This is a genomic window from Chloroflexota bacterium (assembly GCA_038040195.1).
Lineage (GTDB): Bacteria > Chloroflexota > Limnocylindria > QHBO01 > QHBO01 > DASTEQ01.
This window is the reverse complement of the sequence record JBBPIR010000003.1, coordinates 65,085-82,827: the sequence shown is the minus strand read 5'-3', so window position 1 is coordinate 82,827 and position 17,743 is coordinate 65,085. Positions and strand designations below refer to the sequence as shown.

General features: G+C 70.9%; 19 protein-coding genes and 1 other RNA gene. 1 reads left to right on the top strand and 19 read right to left on the bottom strand.

The features are described 5' to 3' along the window. Positions 1-131: 131 nt before the first annotated feature. The 16 genes from ftsA to AABM41_05770 form a co-directional block, all read right to left on the bottom strand. Positions 132-1,370 (bottom strand): cell division protein FtsA, encoded by a 1,239-nt coding sequence (gene ftsA / locus AABM41_05845; protein MEK6191830.1) that lies wholly within the window; start codon positions 1,368-1,370, stop codon positions 132-134. 28 nt (positions 1,371-1,398) lie between these two features. Further along, on the bottom strand, positions 1,399-1,734 hold the full coding sequence (locus AABM41_05840; GenBank protein ID MEK6191829.1) for a small basic family protein: 336 nt from the start codon (positions 1,732-1,734) through the stop codon (positions 1,399-1,401). Positions 1,735-1,784: 50 nt separating this feature from the next. Next, positions 1,785-2,756, bottom strand: a complete 972-nt coding sequence (locus AABM41_05835) for a hypothetical protein (protein MEK6191828.1) — start codon at positions 2,754-2,756, stop codon at positions 1,785-1,787. Continuing rightward, positions 2,753-3,868: a D-alanine--D-alanine ligase family protein gene (locus AABM41_05830; protein ID MEK6191827.1), complete on the bottom strand. Its 1,116-nt coding sequence runs from the start codon at positions 3,866-3,868 to the stop codon at positions 2,753-2,755. Before AABM41_05830 ends, AABM41_05835 begins: the two co-directional genes overlap by 4 nt. Next, positions 3,865-4,824: a UDP-N-acetylmuramate dehydrogenase gene (gene murB, locus AABM41_05825; GenBank protein MEK6191826.1), complete on the bottom strand. Its 960-nt coding sequence runs from the start codon at positions 4,822-4,824 to the stop codon at positions 3,865-3,867. The genes AABM41_05830 and murB overlap by 4 nt, the downstream gene beginning before the upstream one ends. Beyond that, positions 4,821-5,924, bottom strand: coding sequence for a UDP-N-acetylglucosamine--N-acetylmuramyl-(pentapeptide) pyrophosphoryl-undecaprenol N-acetylglucosamine transferase (locus tag AABM41_05820; protein MEK6191825.1), 1,104 nt, complete (start codon positions 5,922-5,924; stop codon positions 4,821-4,823). Before AABM41_05820 ends, murB begins: the two co-directional genes overlap by 4 nt. Next, positions 5,830-7,095, bottom strand: coding sequence for a putative lipid II flippase FtsW (ftsW, locus tag AABM41_05815; protein MEK6191824.1), 1,266 nt, complete (start codon positions 7,093-7,095; stop codon positions 5,830-5,832). Before ftsW ends, AABM41_05820 begins: the two co-directional genes overlap by 95 nt. Further along, on the bottom strand, positions 7,092-8,519 hold the full coding sequence (gene murD / locus AABM41_05810; protein ID MEK6191823.1) for a UDP-N-acetylmuramoyl-L-alanine--D-glutamate ligase: 1,428 nt from the start codon (positions 8,517-8,519) through the stop codon (positions 7,092-7,094). The genes ftsW and murD overlap by 4 nt, the downstream gene beginning before the upstream one ends. An 11-nt stretch (positions 8,520-8,530) precedes the next feature. After that, entirely contained in the window at positions 8,531-9,511 is a 981-nt protein-coding gene (gene mraY, locus AABM41_05805; protein MEK6191822.1) for a phospho-N-acetylmuramoyl-pentapeptide-transferase, read from the bottom strand. 2 nt (positions 9,512-9,513) lie between these two features. After that, a complete protein-coding gene (gene murF / locus AABM41_05800) occupies positions 9,514-10,920 on the bottom strand; it encodes a UDP-N-acetylmuramoyl-tripeptide--D-alanyl-D-alanine ligase (protein ID MEK6191821.1) in 1,407 nt (468 codons plus the stop codon). Positions 10,921-10,958: 38 nt separating this feature from the next. After that, the gene (locus AABM41_05795) at positions 10,959-12,773 is read right to left on the bottom strand and encodes a penicillin-binding protein 2 (protein ID MEK6191820.1); all 1,815 of its coding nucleotides are present in this window, start codon (positions 12,771-12,773) and stop codon (positions 10,959-10,961) included. A 35-nt stretch (positions 12,774-12,808) separates the two neighbouring features. Then, positions 12,809-13,225, bottom strand: coding sequence for a hypothetical protein (locus AABM41_05790; GenBank protein ID MEK6191819.1), 417 nt, complete (start codon positions 13,223-13,225; stop codon positions 12,809-12,811). A 15-nt stretch (positions 13,226-13,240) separates the two neighbouring features. Then, the gene (locus AABM41_05785; GenBank protein ID MEK6191818.1) at positions 13,241-13,447 is read right to left on the bottom strand and encodes a hypothetical protein; all 207 of its coding nucleotides are present in this window, start codon (positions 13,445-13,447) and stop codon (positions 13,241-13,243) included. 26 nt (positions 13,448-13,473) lie between these two features. After that, the gene (rsmH, locus tag AABM41_05780) at positions 13,474-14,427 is read right to left on the bottom strand and encodes a 16S rRNA (cytosine(1402)-N(4))-methyltransferase RsmH (GenBank protein ID MEK6191817.1); all 954 of its coding nucleotides are present in this window, start codon (positions 14,425-14,427) and stop codon (positions 13,474-13,476) included. Between the two features lie 93 nt (positions 14,428-14,520). Continuing rightward, on the bottom strand, positions 14,521-14,970 hold the full coding sequence (gene mraZ / locus AABM41_05775; GenBank protein ID MEK6191816.1) for a division/cell wall cluster transcriptional repressor MraZ: 450 nt from the start codon (positions 14,968-14,970) through the stop codon (positions 14,521-14,523). A 126-nt stretch (positions 14,971-15,096) separates the two neighbouring features. Next, a complete protein-coding gene (locus tag AABM41_05770; protein ID MEK6191815.1) occupies positions 15,097-15,963 on the bottom strand; it encodes a hypothetical protein in 867 nt (288 codons plus the stop codon). 112 nt (positions 15,964-16,075) lie between these two features. Between AABM41_05770 and AABM41_05765 the strand changes: the two genes are divergently transcribed. Beyond that, positions 16,076-16,312, top strand: coding sequence for a hypothetical protein (locus AABM41_05765; GenBank protein ID MEK6191814.1), 237 nt, complete (start codon positions 16,076-16,078; stop codon positions 16,310-16,312). A gap of 2 nt (positions 16,313-16,314) precedes the next feature. On the opposite strand, the gene rnpB is transcribed toward AABM41_05765, so the two are convergent. From rnpB to AABM41_05750, 3 genes are all read right to left on the bottom strand, one after another. Next, positions 16,315-16,626, bottom strand: an RNA gene (gene rnpB, locus AABM41_05760) — RNase P RNA component class A. Between the two features lie 10 nt (positions 16,627-16,636). After that, positions 16,637-17,044 (bottom strand): ribonuclease HI family protein, encoded by a 408-nt coding sequence (locus tag AABM41_05755; GenBank protein MEK6191813.1) that lies wholly within the window; start codon positions 17,042-17,044, stop codon positions 16,637-16,639. Beyond that, positions 17,041-17,742 carry a succinate dehydrogenase iron-sulfur subunit gene (locus tag AABM41_05750; protein MEK6191812.1) on the bottom strand — a complete coding sequence of 234 codons (702 nt, stop codon included), beginning with the start codon at positions 17,740-17,742 and terminating at the stop codon, positions 17,041-17,043. Before AABM41_05750 ends, AABM41_05755 begins: the two co-directional genes overlap by 4 nt. Position 17,743 lies beyond the last annotated feature (1 nt).

Sequence of the window (17,743 nt, the reverse complement as noted above, 5' to 3'; positions counted from 1 at the left end):
TTCTACCGACCGTCCCATGCGAGGGAGAGTCGATCTGTCCACAACCTCGCGGCGAGTTGTCCACAACCTCGCGTTGGGCGGTGGATGACGCCCTCCGCCCTCCACATCGCCATGCCGCAACACGGAAGGGCTCAGCCGGGGAACAGGTTCCGGATCCAGGTCCCGGCGCGGCTCAAACCGGCGCTCATCGGCGTGCGAGTGGTGTAGCCGATCGGCTCGGCACCCACGTTGCGGGCGCCCCACAGCAGGAGTCCCAGCGAGGTCGAAAAGGCCGGGTTCGCGAGCTGATCCATCAGGCCGCCCACGCCCTGCGGGGTGGCGACCCGGACCGGCATCTCGAGCACGTCGCGCGCCAGCTCGGCCACGCCGGCCAGCCGCGCGCCGCCGCCAGTCAGGACCAGGCCCGCCGGAAGCGGGGTGCCATGTCCCGACCGTGCGACCTCCTCCCGGATGAGCTCGTACAGCTCCCGCATGCGGGCCTCGATGATCTCGCTCAGCTTGCGACGCTGGAGGGTCTGTCCCCCGCCGTCGCCCATCACCGCAACGTTGATCAGCTCCTCGGGCTGAACCTCGGCCACGTTCGAGGTGCCATGCCGGATCTTCACGTCCTCGGCCAGGTTGAGACTGGTTCGCAGCCCGATCGCCACGTCGTTGGTGACATGGATCCCGCCCACCGGGATCACCGCCGAATGGTGGACGGCCCCGTCCACGAAAACGGCCATGTCGGTCGTCCCGCCGCCGACGTCGGCGATGATGACCCCCAGCTCCTTCTCGGTGTCGCTCAGCGTCGCCTCGGCGGCGGCCAATGAGGCGATCACCAGCTCGTCAATCTGGACCCCGGCCGAGCTGACGCACTTGGTGAGGTTCTGCAACGAGGTGCTGGCCCCGGCCACGATGTGGGTCTCGACCTCCAGCCGGACCGCGCTCATCCCAAGCGGGTCCTTGATGCCCTCCTGTCCGTCCACGATGTAGCCGCGCGGGATCACATGCAGGATCTCCCGGTTGGACGGCACCTGAACCGCGCGGGCGGCCTCGGTGGCCCGGGCGACGTCCTCCTTGCTGACCTCGCGCCGATGTCCGCTGACCGCTACCACGCCCCGGCTGTTCTGGGACGAGATATGGCCACCCCCGACCGCCACGAAGGCCGAACCGATCTTGTAGCCCGACAGCCGCTCGGCCTTCTCGATCGACGTGGCAATGGACTGCACCGTCTGCTCGATGTTGGCGACCATCCCCTTCTTGATGCCAATCGAGGGGGCGATCCCATAGCCGACGACGTTCACGTCGCCGGCCGGGGTGACCTCGCCGATGAGGGTGGTCACCTTGGTGCTGCCAGGGTCGATGCCGACCAGGACGGTCTCTCTGTCCACGAAATCTCCGCTCGGACGCCGGCCGACCTTACAGGAAGTGGCGCCGAATGAGCGCCACGTTCTGGAAGATGCGGAGGCCGAAGGCGATCAGGGCCACGAGGTACAGGTCGATCCCGAGCCGATCACCGACGAAGGTCAGCACTACCGCGACGGCCGTGTTGGCCACGAACCCGCTCAGGAAGATCCGGTTGTCGTACTGGCCATCCAGCTCCGCGCGCACCGCGCCCAGGATCGAGTCCAGCCCGGCCAGGATGGCGACTGCGCTGTAGCGGGCCAGTTCCGGGCTGACGCTCACGTTGAGGGTGAGTCCGAGCAGAATGCCGAGCCCGAGCCCGATAAGGGGGAGCCACATCCGGATGTTCAAGGACCCCATGCTTGGACGGGGCGGGTGCCGCCGCCGTCCGGCCGGCAGTCTCAGCCCCGGGCACGGAAATATACCTTTCCCGGGTTGCGGGCATCGACCCACGCCACGCCGGCCTCGGGGTGCGCCGCGAACAGGGTCCGGACGGCGCTGGCCTGGGACGCGATCCGGGCGGCCATGCGGTCAGGCGTCTCGAGCGGATCGAGCCCGTAGTAGCCGAACGCTGCCCGCCAGCCGGCCTGAGGCGACGACAGGACAAACCCGTAGGTCGGATCCAGTGCCAGGGTCAGGACTGCGGTCTGAGAACCAAGGCGGCTACCGGTCAGCGCCGCCAGGGCCAGCGCCGCGTCCAGCTCGCCGGAAGGCAGCTCGTCACCGACCGTGAGGTCATGCGAGGCGTCCCGCAGGTCGTCGATGACGGGCAGGCCGACGAGGCTGCCCCGGGGGACCGCCTCCCGGGACTGGACGCCGACCACGGTGCCGTCCTCGGCCAGCAGGAGCTGCGCCGCGCTCGTCCGCCACAGCGCCACGGCGCCGCCCTCGACCAATGTCACCTGGGCCGACCCGAGCACGCCGACTTCGACGCTCGCCCCTTCGACCCCGGGGAGCGCGCTCAGATCGAGGGCCAGGCCGGCCGCGTCGACCATCAGGGCGCTGCGACCGATGACGGGGGCCATCAGCGCGTCCAGGTCGCTGTCCGATGTCCACCCGGCGCCGTGGTAGCTGACCAACCGAACGCGGAGCAACGGACCGCCGGCCAGCCACGCCAGGGTCGCGACCATGGTCAGGGACAGCGCCAGCGCGGTGATCCGGGCCCAGTTGATGCGGCGTCGCCGCCGCCGCGGAGCCGGGACGGACTTCGGGGGCCGGGCTCCGCGATCCGGCCGCCCGCGCCCAGGGTTCTTGTGCCCCGTCGTCCGGCTCTTCGTGCGGCTGGGGGTCGCGCTGGTCGCCGCCTGGCTGGTCGGCCCACGGCGGCGCCGGGCGACCGGACGGGTGGGCTCGAACAGACGCTGCCACCTCATTCGCCCGAGCCCTCCTGGGCCAGATCGAGGAGCCGCGCCACGAGGTCGGCGAAGCTGATCCCCGCCAGCTCAGCCTGCTTGGGGAACATGCTGGTGGTCGTGAAGCCGGGGATGGTGTTCATCTCGGACAGGAAGACCGCGTCGGGTACGGCCAGGAAGTCGACGCGCGCCATGCCGCGCGCGTCGACCGCGCGGTAGGCGGCAAGCGCCAGCCCGCGCAGCCGTTCCGCCAGCTCCGGCGCGACATCGGCGCGAGGGACGACATCGGCCAGGCCGGGGATGTACTTTGCCTCGTAGTCGTACAGCTCATGGTGGCTGATGACCTCGCCGGGCTCGAAGACGATCGGGTCCTCGTTGCCCAGCACGCCGCACTCGAACTCACGGGCCCCGGGCAGGTAGGCCTCGACGATGACCTTCGAATCCCAGCCGAATGCCTCCTCGAGGGCGGCCGGCAGCTCGTCGGGGTCATGCGCCAGGCTCATGCCCACGCTGCTGCCCAGGCGAGCGGGCTTGACCACCGCGCGGGAGCCGATCCGGGCCACGATCTCATCCACGACCTGCTGCGGCGCGCGGCGCCATGCGGAGAGCGAGAACCACGTGTAGTCCAGCACGGGAAGCTGGTGGCCGCGCATGAGGTCCTTGAAAACGACCTTGTCCATGGCCACCGCGCTGGCCAGCACGCCGGCGCCGGTATACGGAATTCCGGCCAGCTCGAGGAAGCCCTGGAGCGTCCCGTCCTCGCCGAACGGGCCATGGACCGCCAGGAAGGCCACGTCGATGGCCTCGGCCAGGTTCCGGACCGCGGCGCGCGCAGGAACCGCGGACGGGGCGTCGGCCACCACGGGCAGGCTCGCGTCCCCCGATTCGAGTCGCGCGCTGTGCTCGGGGATCGTCTCGGCACCCAGGCGCAAGGCCAGGCTCTCGCCCGGTCCCAGCTCTGGCGCGGGGCCGGCGGGCAGATGCCAACCACCAGCGGCATCGATGTAGATGAGGTATGGCTCATACCGATCCCGGTCGATCTCGCGCAGGACCGACTCGGCCGACGCAATGCTCACCTCGTGCTCGGCTGAGCGGCCACCGGCAAAGATCCCGACCCTGAGCCGGCGGGTCATCGGTCCAGCTCCCAATCGCCGACGAACTCGATCTCGTACGTCAGCGACACGCCGCTCGCCTCGAGCACGGTGGATCGGACCCGGTCGGCCAGGCGTCGCACGTCGGCGGCGCGTCCGGTGCGCTGGGTGACGATGAAGTTCGCGTGCCGCTCGCTGACCGATGCGCTGCCTTCCCGTGCCCCCTTCAGCCCCGCGGCCTCGATCAGGCGTCCGGCGAAGTCCCCGGGCGGGTTCCGGAAGACGCTCCCCGCGTTCTGCTCGGCCAGCGGCTGGGTGGCGGCCCGCTGGGCCTGGTGCTCGGCGACCCGCGCCGCCACCGCCTGCGGCGCGTCTGGGGCGAGCTCGAGACTGGCTTCCACCACGACCAGGCGTTCGTGCTTGAAGCGCGACTCGCGGTAGTCGAAGCGGCAGGCCGCGTTGGTCAGGCGTTGGAGACGGCCGGATTCGGAGTCCCAGGCGTCGACCTGCGCCACGCGCTGCTGCATCTCGCCACCGTGGGCGCCCGCGTTGGCCCAGACGGCGCCCCCCAGGGTGCCGGGAACCGCAATCCCCCACTCCACTCCGGTCAATCCCGCGGCGGTCGCGCGCTTCACGAGCAGCGCCATCGGCGCACCGGCATCCGCGGACAGGACGCTGCCATTCACGCGGACCGCGCGGGCCCGGTTCCGGATGACGAGCCCTCGAACGCCCCGGTCGGCGACGACCAGGTTGCTGCCGTTGCCCACGACCAACCACGCCACCTCGGCCTCGCGAGCCGCGTCCAGGACCGCCAGCAGCTCGTCGCCCGTGCGGGGCTCGGCCAGCCGGTCGGCGGGACCCCCGACCCGCAGGGTGGTGATCGGAGCCAGGGGCACGTCAGGATGGAGCCGGATCGCCCGCTCATCCGCGATTCGATCGAGGCGATCCAGGCTGGCATCCAGCTCGCGCCTGCGCCCGGCGGAAGTTGAGGCGGTCACGCGCGCGAGCCCTCGGCCAGCTCGAGGAGGGCGGCCGCGATCTCGTGGCCGGCCCGGGGACGGCCCAGCTGCCGCGCCGCGGCCGCGATGGGCGTCCGACGGGCGTCATCCCGCAGCGCGGCCGCCTCGGCCCGCAGCCGCTCACCGGTCAATGCCTCGTCGGGCACGACCACGGCTGCCCCGTGCTGGGCCAGCCAGGCCGCGTTCGCCGCCTGGTGCCCGCGGGCGTGGGGATACGGGACCAGGATGGAGGCGACTCCAGCGGCGGCGACCTCGGCACAGGTCGAGGATCCGGCCCGCCCGAGCACCAGGTCGGCTGCCACCAGCGCAGCGGCCATGCGATCGGTCAGGTACGGCTCGGGGCGGTACCGGTCGCGATGGGACTCCGGCAGCTGGTCGCGGCTGGCCAGGGCGGCGGCCATCCCCGCCTCGCCCGCCAGGTGCAGCACCACCCAGTCGGCGACGAGCGCGGGCAGGGCCTCGTCCAGGGCGGCCGTGATGCGGGCCACGGCCTGCGAACCGCCGAAGACCAGCAGCAGTCGGTCCTCGGGGCCGACCCCCATCTCGGCGCGAGCCGCGGCGCGGTCGATCCCGGCCAGGGAGCGAATCGGGGTGCCGGACTCGAACGCGCGCTTCCCGAACGCCTCCCCGGTCGGCGGGAAGGCGACGGCGACCCTGGTGGCTAGCCGTCCGACGGCGCGCGTCGCCCGACCGGGTATCACATTGCCCTCCCACACGATGCTCGGGATGCCGCGGACCCGCGCCGCGGCCAGGAGCGGAATGGCGAGGTACCCGCCGGTGGTGAAGACCGCCGCCGGTCGAAGGCGGCGCAGGAGCCGCCACGCTTGCGGGGCCGCCGCCACAAGGCGCATCGGGTCCAGGACCAGGTGAGCGTCGCGCCCGGCGGAGCGCAGGGAACGGACGGCCAGCTGGTGATACGGCATTTCGCCGGCCTCGCCCACCAGCCGGCGCTCGAAGCCGCGGACGCCACCCACGTACGCGAGCTCAACCTCGGGATGCAGCTCGCGCAGGGCTTGCGCGACGGCCAACGCGGGGTAGATGTGCCCGCCGGTCCCGCCGCCTGAGATCACGAAGCGCATCGAACACCGATCCTGTCTGCGCCTCGCGGCTGATCGACAGGAGGATGCCGACCGCCACGAGGTTGATGATGAGTGCCGTTCCGCCGTAGCTGATGAACGGCAGTGGGACGCCGGTGACCGGCCACAGGGCGGTCACCACCATCATGTTGATGACAGCCTGGACCACGAGCCAGGTCGTGATCCCGGCCGCCAGAAGGCCGGAGAACGTATCGGGGGCATGGACCGCGATGCGGTAGCCCTGCCAGGCAATGACGAGGAACAGGACCAGGACGATGAGCGTCCCGATGAGTCCCCATTCCTCGCCGATGATGGCGTAGATGAAGTCGGTCGAGGGCGCGGGCAGGTACAGGTACTTCTGGCGCGAGGCGCCAAGCCCCACCCCAGCCAGCCCGCCCATGGCGAGCGCCATCAGCGCCTGCATGGCGTTGTAGCCGGCCCCCAGCGGGTCGCGCTCCGGATCGAGGAAGCTCGTGACCCGCGCCAGCTGGTACGGCGTCCGGCTCACGAAGACCACGGCCGCGGCCGCCACGGCGCCGGCCATGGCGACGAAGCCGACCAGGTTGGCGCCCGACATGAAGAACACCGACATCGCGGCCACGGCATAGATGCCGGCCGTGCCGAGGTCGGGCTCGAAGGCGATGAGGAGGAACCCGGGGGCGACGAGGAGCGCGAATGGAATCAAGCCTCCCCGCAGGCCACGCGCCGCGCGCCCCCGGCGGTCGAGCCAATGGGCCAGGTACAGGATGATCGCGAGCTTGGCGACCTCGGCGGGCTGGAAGTTCCCGATCACCGGAAGCTGGAGCCAGCGTCGCGATCCGCCGACCTCGAACCCGATGCTCGGCACCAGGACCAGCGCCAGGAGGACCAGCGCCCCCACGTAGGCCGGTATCGCGAAGTACCGATAGACCCGAAAGTCGATCCGGCTCAGGAGGACCATCGCGCTCAAGCCGATGGCGGCGAACACGGCCTGCGCGATCCCATAGCGCGCCGGGTCGTTGCTGCTCAGCAGGGCCCGGACGCTCGAGGCCGAGTAGACCATGACGACCCCGATTGCGACCAGCGCCAGCACGGCGACCAGCAGGGGCATGGCGACCCGGCGTCGCACACGTTGCACGCCGCGGGTGCGGACCGCACGCCGGTTCGCGGCCGCGACGCCGACGGCCGCGGTCATCGGTCGCCTGCCGGATCCGGCAGGCCGGCCACGGCCGCCCGGAACGCGTCCCCGCGCGCGGCGTAGTCGGCGAACATGTCGAAGCTGGCGGCCGCCGGGGCGAGCAGGACCGCGTCGCCGGGCCGCGCCTCAGCGCTCGCGGCTGCCACCGCGTCGGCCATCGACGAGGCTCGGCGGACCGGCACCCGCCCGCCGATCAGGCGCTCCAGTTCGGGCGCCGTGTCCCCGATCAGGACCGCCGCCCGGCAGCGGTCCACGATGGCCTCCGCGAGCGCGGCGTAGTCCAGGCCCTTGCCCTGGCCGCCCGCGATGACCACCACCCGGCCCTCGTCGAAGGCCATGATGCCGGCGATGGCGGCCACCGGGATGGTGGCTTGCGAGTCATTGACGTACGCGACGCCGGCCCGGACCCCGAGGTCTTCGAGCCGGTGCGGAACGCCCCCGAACGCGCGGACCCCGGTGGCCACGGCTGTCGTGTCGGCGCCTGCCAGCCGGGCGCCCACCGCGGCGGCCAGGACGTTGCGGCGCATGTGCTCGCCGCGGAGCGGCACGTCGACGGTCTGCAGCACCCGCTGGCCGCCGACCACGACCCAGCCATCCTCGACCCAGGCGTCCGCGCCGGGGCGTGGCTCGAGGCCGTACCAGTGCACGCGGGCACCCGGCAGCCGCGCGCCGAGCTCCACGCACCCCGGATCCTCCCGGTTGAGGACGAGCTCGCCCCCCAGTGCCGACAGCTCGGCCAGGCGGCCCTTGACCGCCCGGTACGCCTCCACGCTGGCATGGCGATCCAGGTGGTCGGCCAGGATGTTGGTGTAGACCGCGATGTCCGCCCCGCGGCTGACGGTCGGCAGTTGGAGCTCGGACAGCTCGAGGACGGCCCAGGTCTCGGGTCCGAGGACGTGCGCCTCCTCGATCAGAGGGGTCCCGATGTTCCCGCCCAGGACGTGGGGCACCTTGGCCGCGCGCAGGATGTCGGCAGCCAGCGACGCGGTGGTGGTCTTCCCCTTCGTCCCGGTCACGGCCAGGATCCGGGCCCGGGTCAGGCGCAGGAAGAGGTCGACCTCGCTCACGAGTGGCGTGCCGCCGGCCTCGGCATCGGTCAGCGCCTCGCGCAGCCACGGGTCGGTGGTCGGGAAGCGGGCCGAGATCGAGGGGCTGGTCACCACCAGATCGGCATCGGTCAGCAGCTCACGGACGGCGGCCGGAGCCGCTCCCAGGGCCAGCGTCACGGGTCGATCCCCGAGCGCGGCGACGGACTGGGCCAGGGCCTCGGCCGGTTGACGGTCGTAGGCCGTCACCTGGGCTCCGGCATCGGACAGGAAGCGGGCAGCCGCCACCCCCGACCGTGCCAGACCGAGCACCAGGACCCGGCGCCCGGCCAGGTCGGATCGGCGGCTGGGGAGGGTGGAGCTGAGGGGAGGCATCGGCATCGGCATCACGACAGCCCGGTGGTGGCCAGGAAGAGGCTGAAGCCGAGCAGCCCGGCCAGGGCCGACACGATCCAGAAGCGGAGCGTGATCTTTTCCTCGGCCCAGCCGAGGAGCTCGAAGTGGTGGTGCAAGGGGGCCATCCGAAAGATCCGCTTGCCGCGAAGCTGGTACGACCCGATCTGGAGAATGACCGATACCGTCTCGGCCACGAACACGAGGCCGATGATGACGAGCAGCAGGAGCTGGCCGGTGACCACCGCCACCACGGCCAGGGTCGCACCCAGCGCAAGCGCCCCGGCGTCGCCCATGAAGATCTGGGCGGGGTGGACGTTGAACCACAGGAAACCCATCAGGGCCCCGATCAGCAGGGCGCAGAAGACCGCCAGCTCGGGTTGGCTGAGCTTCAGGCCGGGAACCCCGACCAGGGCGATCAGCAGATAGGCGACGAAGCTGAAGACCAGGACCCCCGACGCCAGCCCGTCCAGCCCGTCGGTCAGGTTGACCGCATTGGAGGCGGCGACGATCGCGAACGCGATGAACAGGACGAGGAGCAGGATCGGGATCTCGAACTGGCCGACCAGCGGGACGTTGATGGCGGTCAGGTCGTAGTGGCGCTGTATGTAGACCGCGGCGAGGATCGCGACCACGGTCTGCCATACGAGCTTGTACCGGCCGCGCATGCCGAACCCGGTCCGCGTGTTCACGAAGTCATCGATGGCACCCAGGATGCCCACCCCGACCAGGGTCAGCATGGGGGTCAGGGTGCTTTCGTCCTCGAGCCGCATGGCCATGGCCAGGAACATGACGACCACCACGATCAGCATCCCGCCCATGGTCGGCGTGCCGGCCTTGACCGCATGGGCCTGGGGCCCCTCGATCCGGATCTGCTTTCCGAAGCCCAGCCGCTGGAGGAGCCGGATGTAGATGGGGCCCAGCAGGACGACCCCACCGAACGCGAGCACGACCGCCAGCAGGAGAGGCAGCACGGCTAGCTCTCCGGGTCCGGTGGTTGGCCCAGCAGAGCGGCCACCAGGCGGTCGAGGGCGATCCCGCGCGACGCCTTGACCAGGAGCAGGTCATGCGCGCCGGGGTTGAGTGTCTGCTCGACGACCGCCAGGGCCTGCTCCGCGTCGGACGCCGTCGCCACCCGCTGGAGTCCCGCCGCCTGTGCCGCCTCCGCGATCCAGCGACCGCGTTCCCCGACCCCGACCAGGCCGTCGAGGATCGCGGCGGCCTGGGCGCCGATCCGCTCGTGCAGAGTCCGCTCATCAGGCCCCAGCTCGAGCATGTCGCCCAGGACCGCCAGCCGGCGCCCGCGCCCGACAGGGGTCTGAGCCACGAACTCGAGGGCGGCCGACACCGATTCCGGCGAGGCGTTGTAGGTGTCGTCGACCAGGGTCGACCCGTTCGGCATCTCCTTGATGGCCATCCGGTGCGGGGCCGAGCTGCCGGCCTCCAGCGCCGCCGCCACGTCGACCAGCGGCACGCCGAAGTGCTCCGCGACCGCGGCCGCCGCCAAGGCGAGCGGAATGAGGTGCCGTCCGGGCGACGCACTGCGGACCCGGAGCTGTCCCCATGGGGCATGCAGGGTGAATGTCATGCCACGCAGCCCGTCGGATGCGACGTCGATCGCGCGCACGTCGGCCGATGGGCCCAGGCCGAAGGTGCGGACGGGCGCGCGCGTCTGGGCGGCCATGGAGGCCACGCGCGGGTCATCCGCGTTCAGGACCGCGAGCCCGTCCGCCGGCAGGCCGCGGGGCAGTTCCGCCTTGGCCTGGGCGATGCGCTCCAGGCTTCCCGCCCGCTCCAGGTGCGTGGGGTGCACCGCCAGCACGACCCCGACCTCGGGCCGGCTGATCTCCACCAGCCGGCTGATCTCCCCCACCGTGTACATTCCCATCTCCAGGACCGCGACCTGGTGGCCCGGCTCAAGGCCCAGGAGGGTCATGGGCAGACCGGTCTCGGAGTTCAGGTTGCCCTCGTTGCGCAGGACGCTCAGGGCGCGGGCCAGGACGTCCGCGGTGACCTCCTTGGCCAGCGTCTTGCCCGTCGACCCGGTGATCCCCACCACGCGCACCGCGAATCGGTCCCGCCACCACGCCGCGAGCTCCTGGAGGGCGATCAGGCTGTCCGGGACCCGGACCAGGGCCGCCCGTGCCGTGGAGGGAAGCGTGACCTCACGCTCGACGAGCGCCGCCACGGCGCCCGCGGCGATGGCGTTGGCGACGTACCGGTGGCCGTCGTCGCGCTCCCCGCGCATGGCCACGAACAGGCACCCCGGGACGACGCGACGAGAGTCGACGACGGCGAGCCGGAAGGACCGGACAGGGGTGGGAGTCAGGAGTCGGCCACCGGTGGCGGCCAGGAGGTCGTCGATTCGAATCGGCGCGGGCACGCGGTTTCCTGCGGCTTTCGGCCGGGAGTCTACCAGCCTCATTGGGTGGCAACCCCGGGGAGGGGTCGGTCGGGCGGGATGCCGTAGTAGTCGAAGACCAGCGGCGCCAGCTGCGCGAAGGCGTCCTCCGGCCGCTCCCCGATGCCACCGCCGCCCACCACCGGCCGGTGAATGAGGATGATCGTGACGAACCGCGGGCTGGAGGCGGGAGCGATTCCCACGAAGCTGGAGTCGATCCAGCCTTCGATGTACGCCTGCCGGGTGGTGTCGACGTAGATCGGCTGCCCATTGGCATCCCAGCCGGTGTGGACACGGACGTTGACCGGGCCCGCGATCTCCGCCGTCCCGGTCTTGCCGGCGATCGAGTAGCCGGCCACCGCTGCGCCGTTGGCGATGCCGTCGTCGATGGCGCCGGTCAACATCTCGAGGATCGTGTCCGATGTCTCGGGCGTGATGACCTGGGTTGGGGTGGGAATCTCGCGCGGCCGGAAGGTCCCGTCCCCGTCCGTCCAGCCCGCCACGATATGCGGCGTCACCAGCCGCCCGCCGTTGGCCAGGGCGGCGTAGGCCGCGGCCAGCTGGACGACCGTGACCGTGATCCCCTGGCCGAAGGCGTTCTGGGCCGTGGTCAGCTCCTTCGACGCGCCCTCGTCATCGGGGTGGAGGACGACCCCTGCCGCCTCCCCGGACATCTCGACGCCGGTCGGTGTACCGAAGCCGAAGCGTCGCAGGGCGTCGTACAGACCTTGCCCTCCCAGGGTCAGGCCGATGGTGGCCGCGCCGACGTTGTTGGAAAGGGCCAGGACCTGGGCCGGCGTGAGCAGGCCATGTCCCCCCGGATACCACGTCCGGTCGGCGTTGTGGATGACGGCGTCGTAGATGTGCAGGTCGTTGTCATCGAGGAACAGGTCGGCGGGTGTGATGGCGCCCGCGTCCAGCGCGGCCGCCACCGTGACGGCCTTGAGTACCGATCCCGGCTCGTACTGGCGGCTGACCGCGGGATTCCCGAACAGGACCGGGTCGGTGACCGAGTACTGGTTGGCGTCGAAGGTCGGGTATGAGGCCAGGCCGAGGATGGCTCCCGTGTTGACGTCCATCACCAGGCCGGTCACGCCCCGGGCACGGTTCCTGATGAAGGTGTCGAGCATCTGCTCCTCCAGGATGTGCTGCAGGCCGACGTCCAGGGTGAGCGTCAGGTCGGCGCCGTTGACGGGCGCCTCGAGCTCGTGGACCGAACCGGCGATCAACCGACCGGCCACGTCCTCCTGGGCCACCACGGATCCCGGCGAGCCGGCCAGCCGAGCATCCTCGGCCGCCTCGACGCCGTATTGGCCGATGCCATCCACGTTCACGAAGCCCAGGACCTGGGCCGCGAGGCTGGTTCCGTCCGCGGCGCCGCCCATGGTGTAGACGCGGCGCGACTCCGCGACCAGGCCGATGCCGGGCAGGTGCAGTGCGCGGACGCGGGTCGCGGTCTCGACGTCAACCCGTCGGCGCAGCCAGGTCCAGGCCTCGTCGCTGCTCAGCGTCGCCTCGAGCTCCTCAGCGTCCGCATCCAGGATGCCGGCCAACAAGAGCGCCGACAGCGCGGGATCCTCGACCGTGGGTGGCGTGGCAAAGACCGACTCGGCAGCAATCGAGGTCGCCAGGATCAGGCCCGCGCGGTCGAGGATCAGCCCGCGAGCGGCCGGGATCTGTTGGGCGTGCGCCAGCTGGGCCAGGCCCATGTCGGCCAGCCGCTCGCGGTCGATGACCTGCCACCAGACCAGGCGGTACCCGATCACGCCAGCCACGATGGACGCCACGACGAGCATGACCACGGCCCGGATTCGACTGTCGGTTCTGGCGAGCATGGCGTCTCCGGGTCGCGCGCCGAGGCGTGCGACGGTTACGGGTGGCGATCAGACAATGGGCTGGCGAAGTGGACCGATGCCCCGGACAACGTGGTCAGACCAAGCTCGATGGCCCGGGCCTCGATGGTGGCCGGCGACTGCGCCCGTCCGATCTGGAGCAGCAGTTCCTGGCGCTCGGCCTGGAGGATATCGAGTCGTGCCTCCAGGGTGGTGATCTCGTAACCGGTGCTGGCGATCCGGCTCGACTGGGTCAAGTACAACGACGACAGCAGAACAGCCACGCCGATGACGACCGATGCCAGCGACAGCCCCGCCGCCCGACGCCGGCGCAGGGCGGTCCTGCGCAGCCGATAGCCACCGGTGGTGGGTCCGGGCCGAGGCCGTGGCGCTCGACGGATGCCCCAGCGGAGGTCGCCGAGGACGCTGGCCGGGCGGGCGCCGATGACTGCCATGCTGCGGAATGCGACTCAGGCGGCCGATGCGGCGCCGTGAAGCCGGATGGTCCAGGTTGGCTCCTCGGTCTCAGCCGGAGGCTCGGCGTCGGTGACGCTGAGCCCATCGATCATCCACTCCCCGTCGTGCGCCAGTCGCACGCGACGCTCGCGGACCTCCCGCTGCCGCACGCTGTAGGCGCGGCGCCGACTTCCTTGGTGTCGGGGACGACCTCGGCTCATGTGCACCCTCCTTCGTGTGAACCCGGTTAGGCGCTCGCGGACGCGAGCTTCTCGGCAGCACGCAGCCGCGCGCTTCGCGCTCGGCGATTGCGGTCGATCTCCTCCGGCGACGGGCGGATGACCCGTCGCGTCACGGCTCGCAGCTGGGCCCGATGTCCGCATGTGCAGACCGGGGGCAGCGGAACCTCGAGGCAGTCGCGCGCCTCGCGAGCCATGAAGCGCTTGGCGACCCGGTCCTCGAGCGAGTGGTAGCTGATGACAGCCAGACGGCCGCCCGGCCGCAGGACCTCGAGCGCCGCGGCGAGGCCCGCCTCCAGCGACTCGAGCTCCTGGTTTACGGCTATTCGCAAGGCCTGGAACGTCCGGGTGGCCGCGTGGATCCGTCCTGCGTCGGCCCCCCTGGCCGGGACGGCGGCGGCCACCACGGACGCCAGATCGGCCGCCGTCACGAGGCGGCCCGACGTACGCGACGCCAGGATCGCCTTCGCGATGCGGCGTGCATGGCGCTCTTCACCAAGCGTCGCGATGATTCGGGTGAGCTCTCGCTCCGAGGAGCGATCGATGAGACCCAGAGCCGAAAGACCAGTCGTTTCATCGAATCTCATGTCCGGCGGCGCGTCCGCCGTGAAGGCGAACCCGCGCCGCGCATCGGCGAGCTGATAGCTCGAGAGGCCCAGGTCGAACAGGACGCCGTCGAGGGGACCCATGCCCTCGGCGCGCGCCACCTCCCCCAGGCGGCTGAAGTTGGCGTGGCGGATGACGGCGCGGTCCCCGAAGCGCTCCAGGAAGCGGGACGCCTCGCGGACGGCCGCCAGGTCGGCATCGAGGCCGAGAAGGCGGCCGTCCGGAGACACGGCCTCCAGAAGTCGCTCGGCGTGCCCACCGCCACCGACCGTGCAGTCCGCGATGGAGCTGCCGGCACGGAGGGCCAACGAGGCGAGAACCTCGTCGACGAGGACCGGCAGGTGCCCTTCTCCCATGCGCGACTGTCCCTTAACGGTCGGTTGACGGGCCGAGCGGCCCGGAGACGCATGAATGGCCGGGTCGTGGCGTGCGTCATGGCGCCACGGGCCCTAGATCCCCAGGTCCTGCAGTTGCTCCGCCAGGGCCTCGGGGGCGTCTTCGATTCGAGCGCGGTACGGCTCCCAGGCCGCCGGCGCCCAGATCTCGAGTCGGTTCAGAGCGCCGACCACGATCACCTCGCCTGGTTGCAGGCTGGCGTAGGTCCGGAGGTAGCCCGGGACGAGCAAACGGCCCTGGCGGTCGAGCTCCACGTCCACCGCTCCCGACGACATGAACCGGCCGAATTCCCGCGCCTTGGTGCTGGTCAATGGCAGGCCGCGGAGCTTCTCGGCCAGCTCGGCCCACGCGTCACGCGGGAAGACCGCGAGACAGGCATCGAGCCACCGGGTAAGCGTCGCGCCCTCCGACAGGCGAGCCCGAAACCGCACGGGCACCGCGATGCGACCACGGTCGTCTAGCGCGTGGCGGTACTCGCCAGTAAGGAACGGGGTCCTCTCCACTCGATGGCCCTACCATTGATCCCCATTTGGCCCCACATTGAGCCACAGGGCGCCATCTTACAGGGCAACGAAGCCCCGTCAAGCACTTTTTCGGCCAATTCGGGTGGGGACCTGGATCCGTTCGGTCTAGGTCTCGTCCTCGGGCAGCACCAGGTAGCGCAACGAACCGTCGGATCCGCGGTACACCTCGCGAATCCCGAACGAGCCCGACTGGTCGCGGATGAACGACCAACCAGCCAGTCCCCCTTCAGTTTCTCGCCAGTGCAGGAGCCCGTTGTCGGCCATCACGCGGTCGACCGGCCCCTGACTGCGATCGGAGAAGAAGGCCTCCGACTCGTCCTGGATCTGCCCGTCCTCGTCAACGCGGAAGACATCGTTGATGCCCTCCTCGACGGTCACTTCGTAACCGATGAATTCATCGCCGGGTTCCGGCGTCGGGGCCGTGGATGGAGTGACGGAGGGTGAGGGCTCGGCCTCCGACGGGCTCGGCGCGCTCGTGGGAGACGGGACGGGAGTCGGTGTCTCCACTGCCACCGCTCCGGGGCCAGCCACCACCCACCATGCACCGGCGCCTCCGCCGACCAGCAGGAGCAGGACGAGCAGGGCTACGACGGTCCTTCGCCGTCCCCCACCTCCCGGCACCGATGCCGGTCGCGGAGGGGGTGGCGGCGGTGGGGGCACGCGTTGGTGTGGCCTCCGGAGCGCCTCCAGCTCGTCGGTCGGGATGACGAGCACGCCACGCAGGTAGCGTGGGCAGTTGGCATAACCCCGCTGGAGGCAGACGTTGCGCTGCTGCTCCCCGGAGATGGGCTCGGGGTCGCCGAAGGCATAGCAGCGGTGGTCATCGGTCGCCTTTTCCTGGTAGTCGGCCCGGGAGGCGGCCAGCCCCAGGAACGGGCACACGGTCTCCGGTCGCTGGGCGAGTTTCTCGAACAGCGCCTGGCGCTCGGTCTCGGCCGCCGATTGGGCCGCCGTGTTGCCCCGCCTGAACATGGTGCGAGGATACCCCTCCGACGACCCGGGTTCGAACGGCTCAAGCGAGTTTCCCGCCTGGTACGAACGCGCCATTGAGCACCACACGCCTGCGGCGCACGCTCGGAGCCTCATGGCGGTCGAACGTAGCGAGGCGCCACAGCGGATCCCGATCCCTCGCGCCGGACAGATCCGTCGCTGCAGCGTGCGTCACGTGGCTATCACCCCGGTCCCGGGCGGCCGCGCCGTGGACGTCAGCTGCCTCCTGGGTGGGCCGGATCACCCACTTCCGCTGGGTACGTTCGCGGAGGCCAGGCCGATCTGCAACGCCTGCACCGCGAAGGGCATCTGGCGCGCGGACGAAGACTGAGTCCCTGGAGAGCGGCCTGTAAGCCGAGTTCTGTCCCGGACCGAGGTCCGGGGACGGCCATCCATCTGGGCGACCTACCCGAGGGCTGAGCGAGCCACCTGCTGCGGCCCGAAAGCCGCCTTGCGCCCTCCTATTCGGTCTTGCTCCGGCTCGAGCTTGCCCGTTTCACTCCCGCTTGCGCGGGCATCGTCACTGTGGCGCTGGTCCTCGCCTCACGGCGGACGGGTGTTACCCGCGAACCTGCTCTGTGGAGCTCGGACTTTCCTCGAACGCCGCCTTTCGACGATCGCGTCCGCGGCCGTCCGGCCGCCTCCAGGGCCCGCATCATACGCGCCGATCGATGGCGACGTTGCTGAGGCGGTCGGCCTCGCGGTTGCGCTCGCGCGGCACGTGCCCGACCGTATATGCGTCGAACTGCGCGAGCAAGCCCATGACCCGAGCGTGGATGGGCTTGAGGTTGGGATGCTTGACCCGATACCGCCCGCTGATCTGACGCGCCACTAGCTGCGAATCGGTCCGCAGGTCGATCTGGCGCGCGCCCCTCCGCAGCGCCTCTTCCAGCGCGTCCTGGACGGCCGTCCACTCAGCCACGTTGTTGGTCTGCTCCCCGAGGTACCGCGCCAGCTCGGCAACCGTCTCCCCCGTATCGGCATCCTGAAGCACCGCCCCCAGGCCCGCCGGGCCCGGGTTGCCGCGGGCCGCCCCATCGGTGTGGATCAGCAGGCGGGTCATGCAGGCCGCTCCCCGATGGCGCGCGTCACCTCCATGATGGCGCGGGTGACGTTGATGCCGCGCGGGCAGGCCTCGACGCAGTTGAACACGGTCCGGCAGCGCCATACGCCATCCGCATCGGCCATGATCTCCAGGCGCTCGGCGTGGGCGTTGTCGCGGCTGTCGAAGATGAACCGATGGGCGTTCACGATGGCCGCCGGACCCACGTAGGCCGGGTTCGTCCAGTACACCGGGCAGGCGGTGGTGCACGCCGCACACAGGATGCAGCGACTGGTGTCCTCGAACGCGGCCCGTTCGGCGGGTGATTGGCGGCGTTCCCCTCCGTCCTCCGGCACCTCGTCGTTGACCAGATAGGGCATGACCGCGCGGTACTTCTCCCAGAACCCCTCCTGGTCAACCAGCAGGTCCTTGACCACCGGCAGCCCGCGCATCGCCTCGACCGAGATGTGGGTGCCCGCGTCGCGGATGAGAACCGCGCAGGCCAGCTGGTTGCGGCCGTTGATCAGCATCGCGTCCGATCCGCACACCCCGTGGGCGCAGGACCGGCGGAAGGTCAGCGTCCCGTCCTGGAACCACTTCACCTGGTGCAGCAGGTCGAGCACGCGGTCCGATGGCTCGGCCTGCAGGGCGTAGGACTCCCAGTGGGGCGTCGCATCCACCTCCGGGTTGAAGCGCCGGATCCGCAGCTCGACATCCATC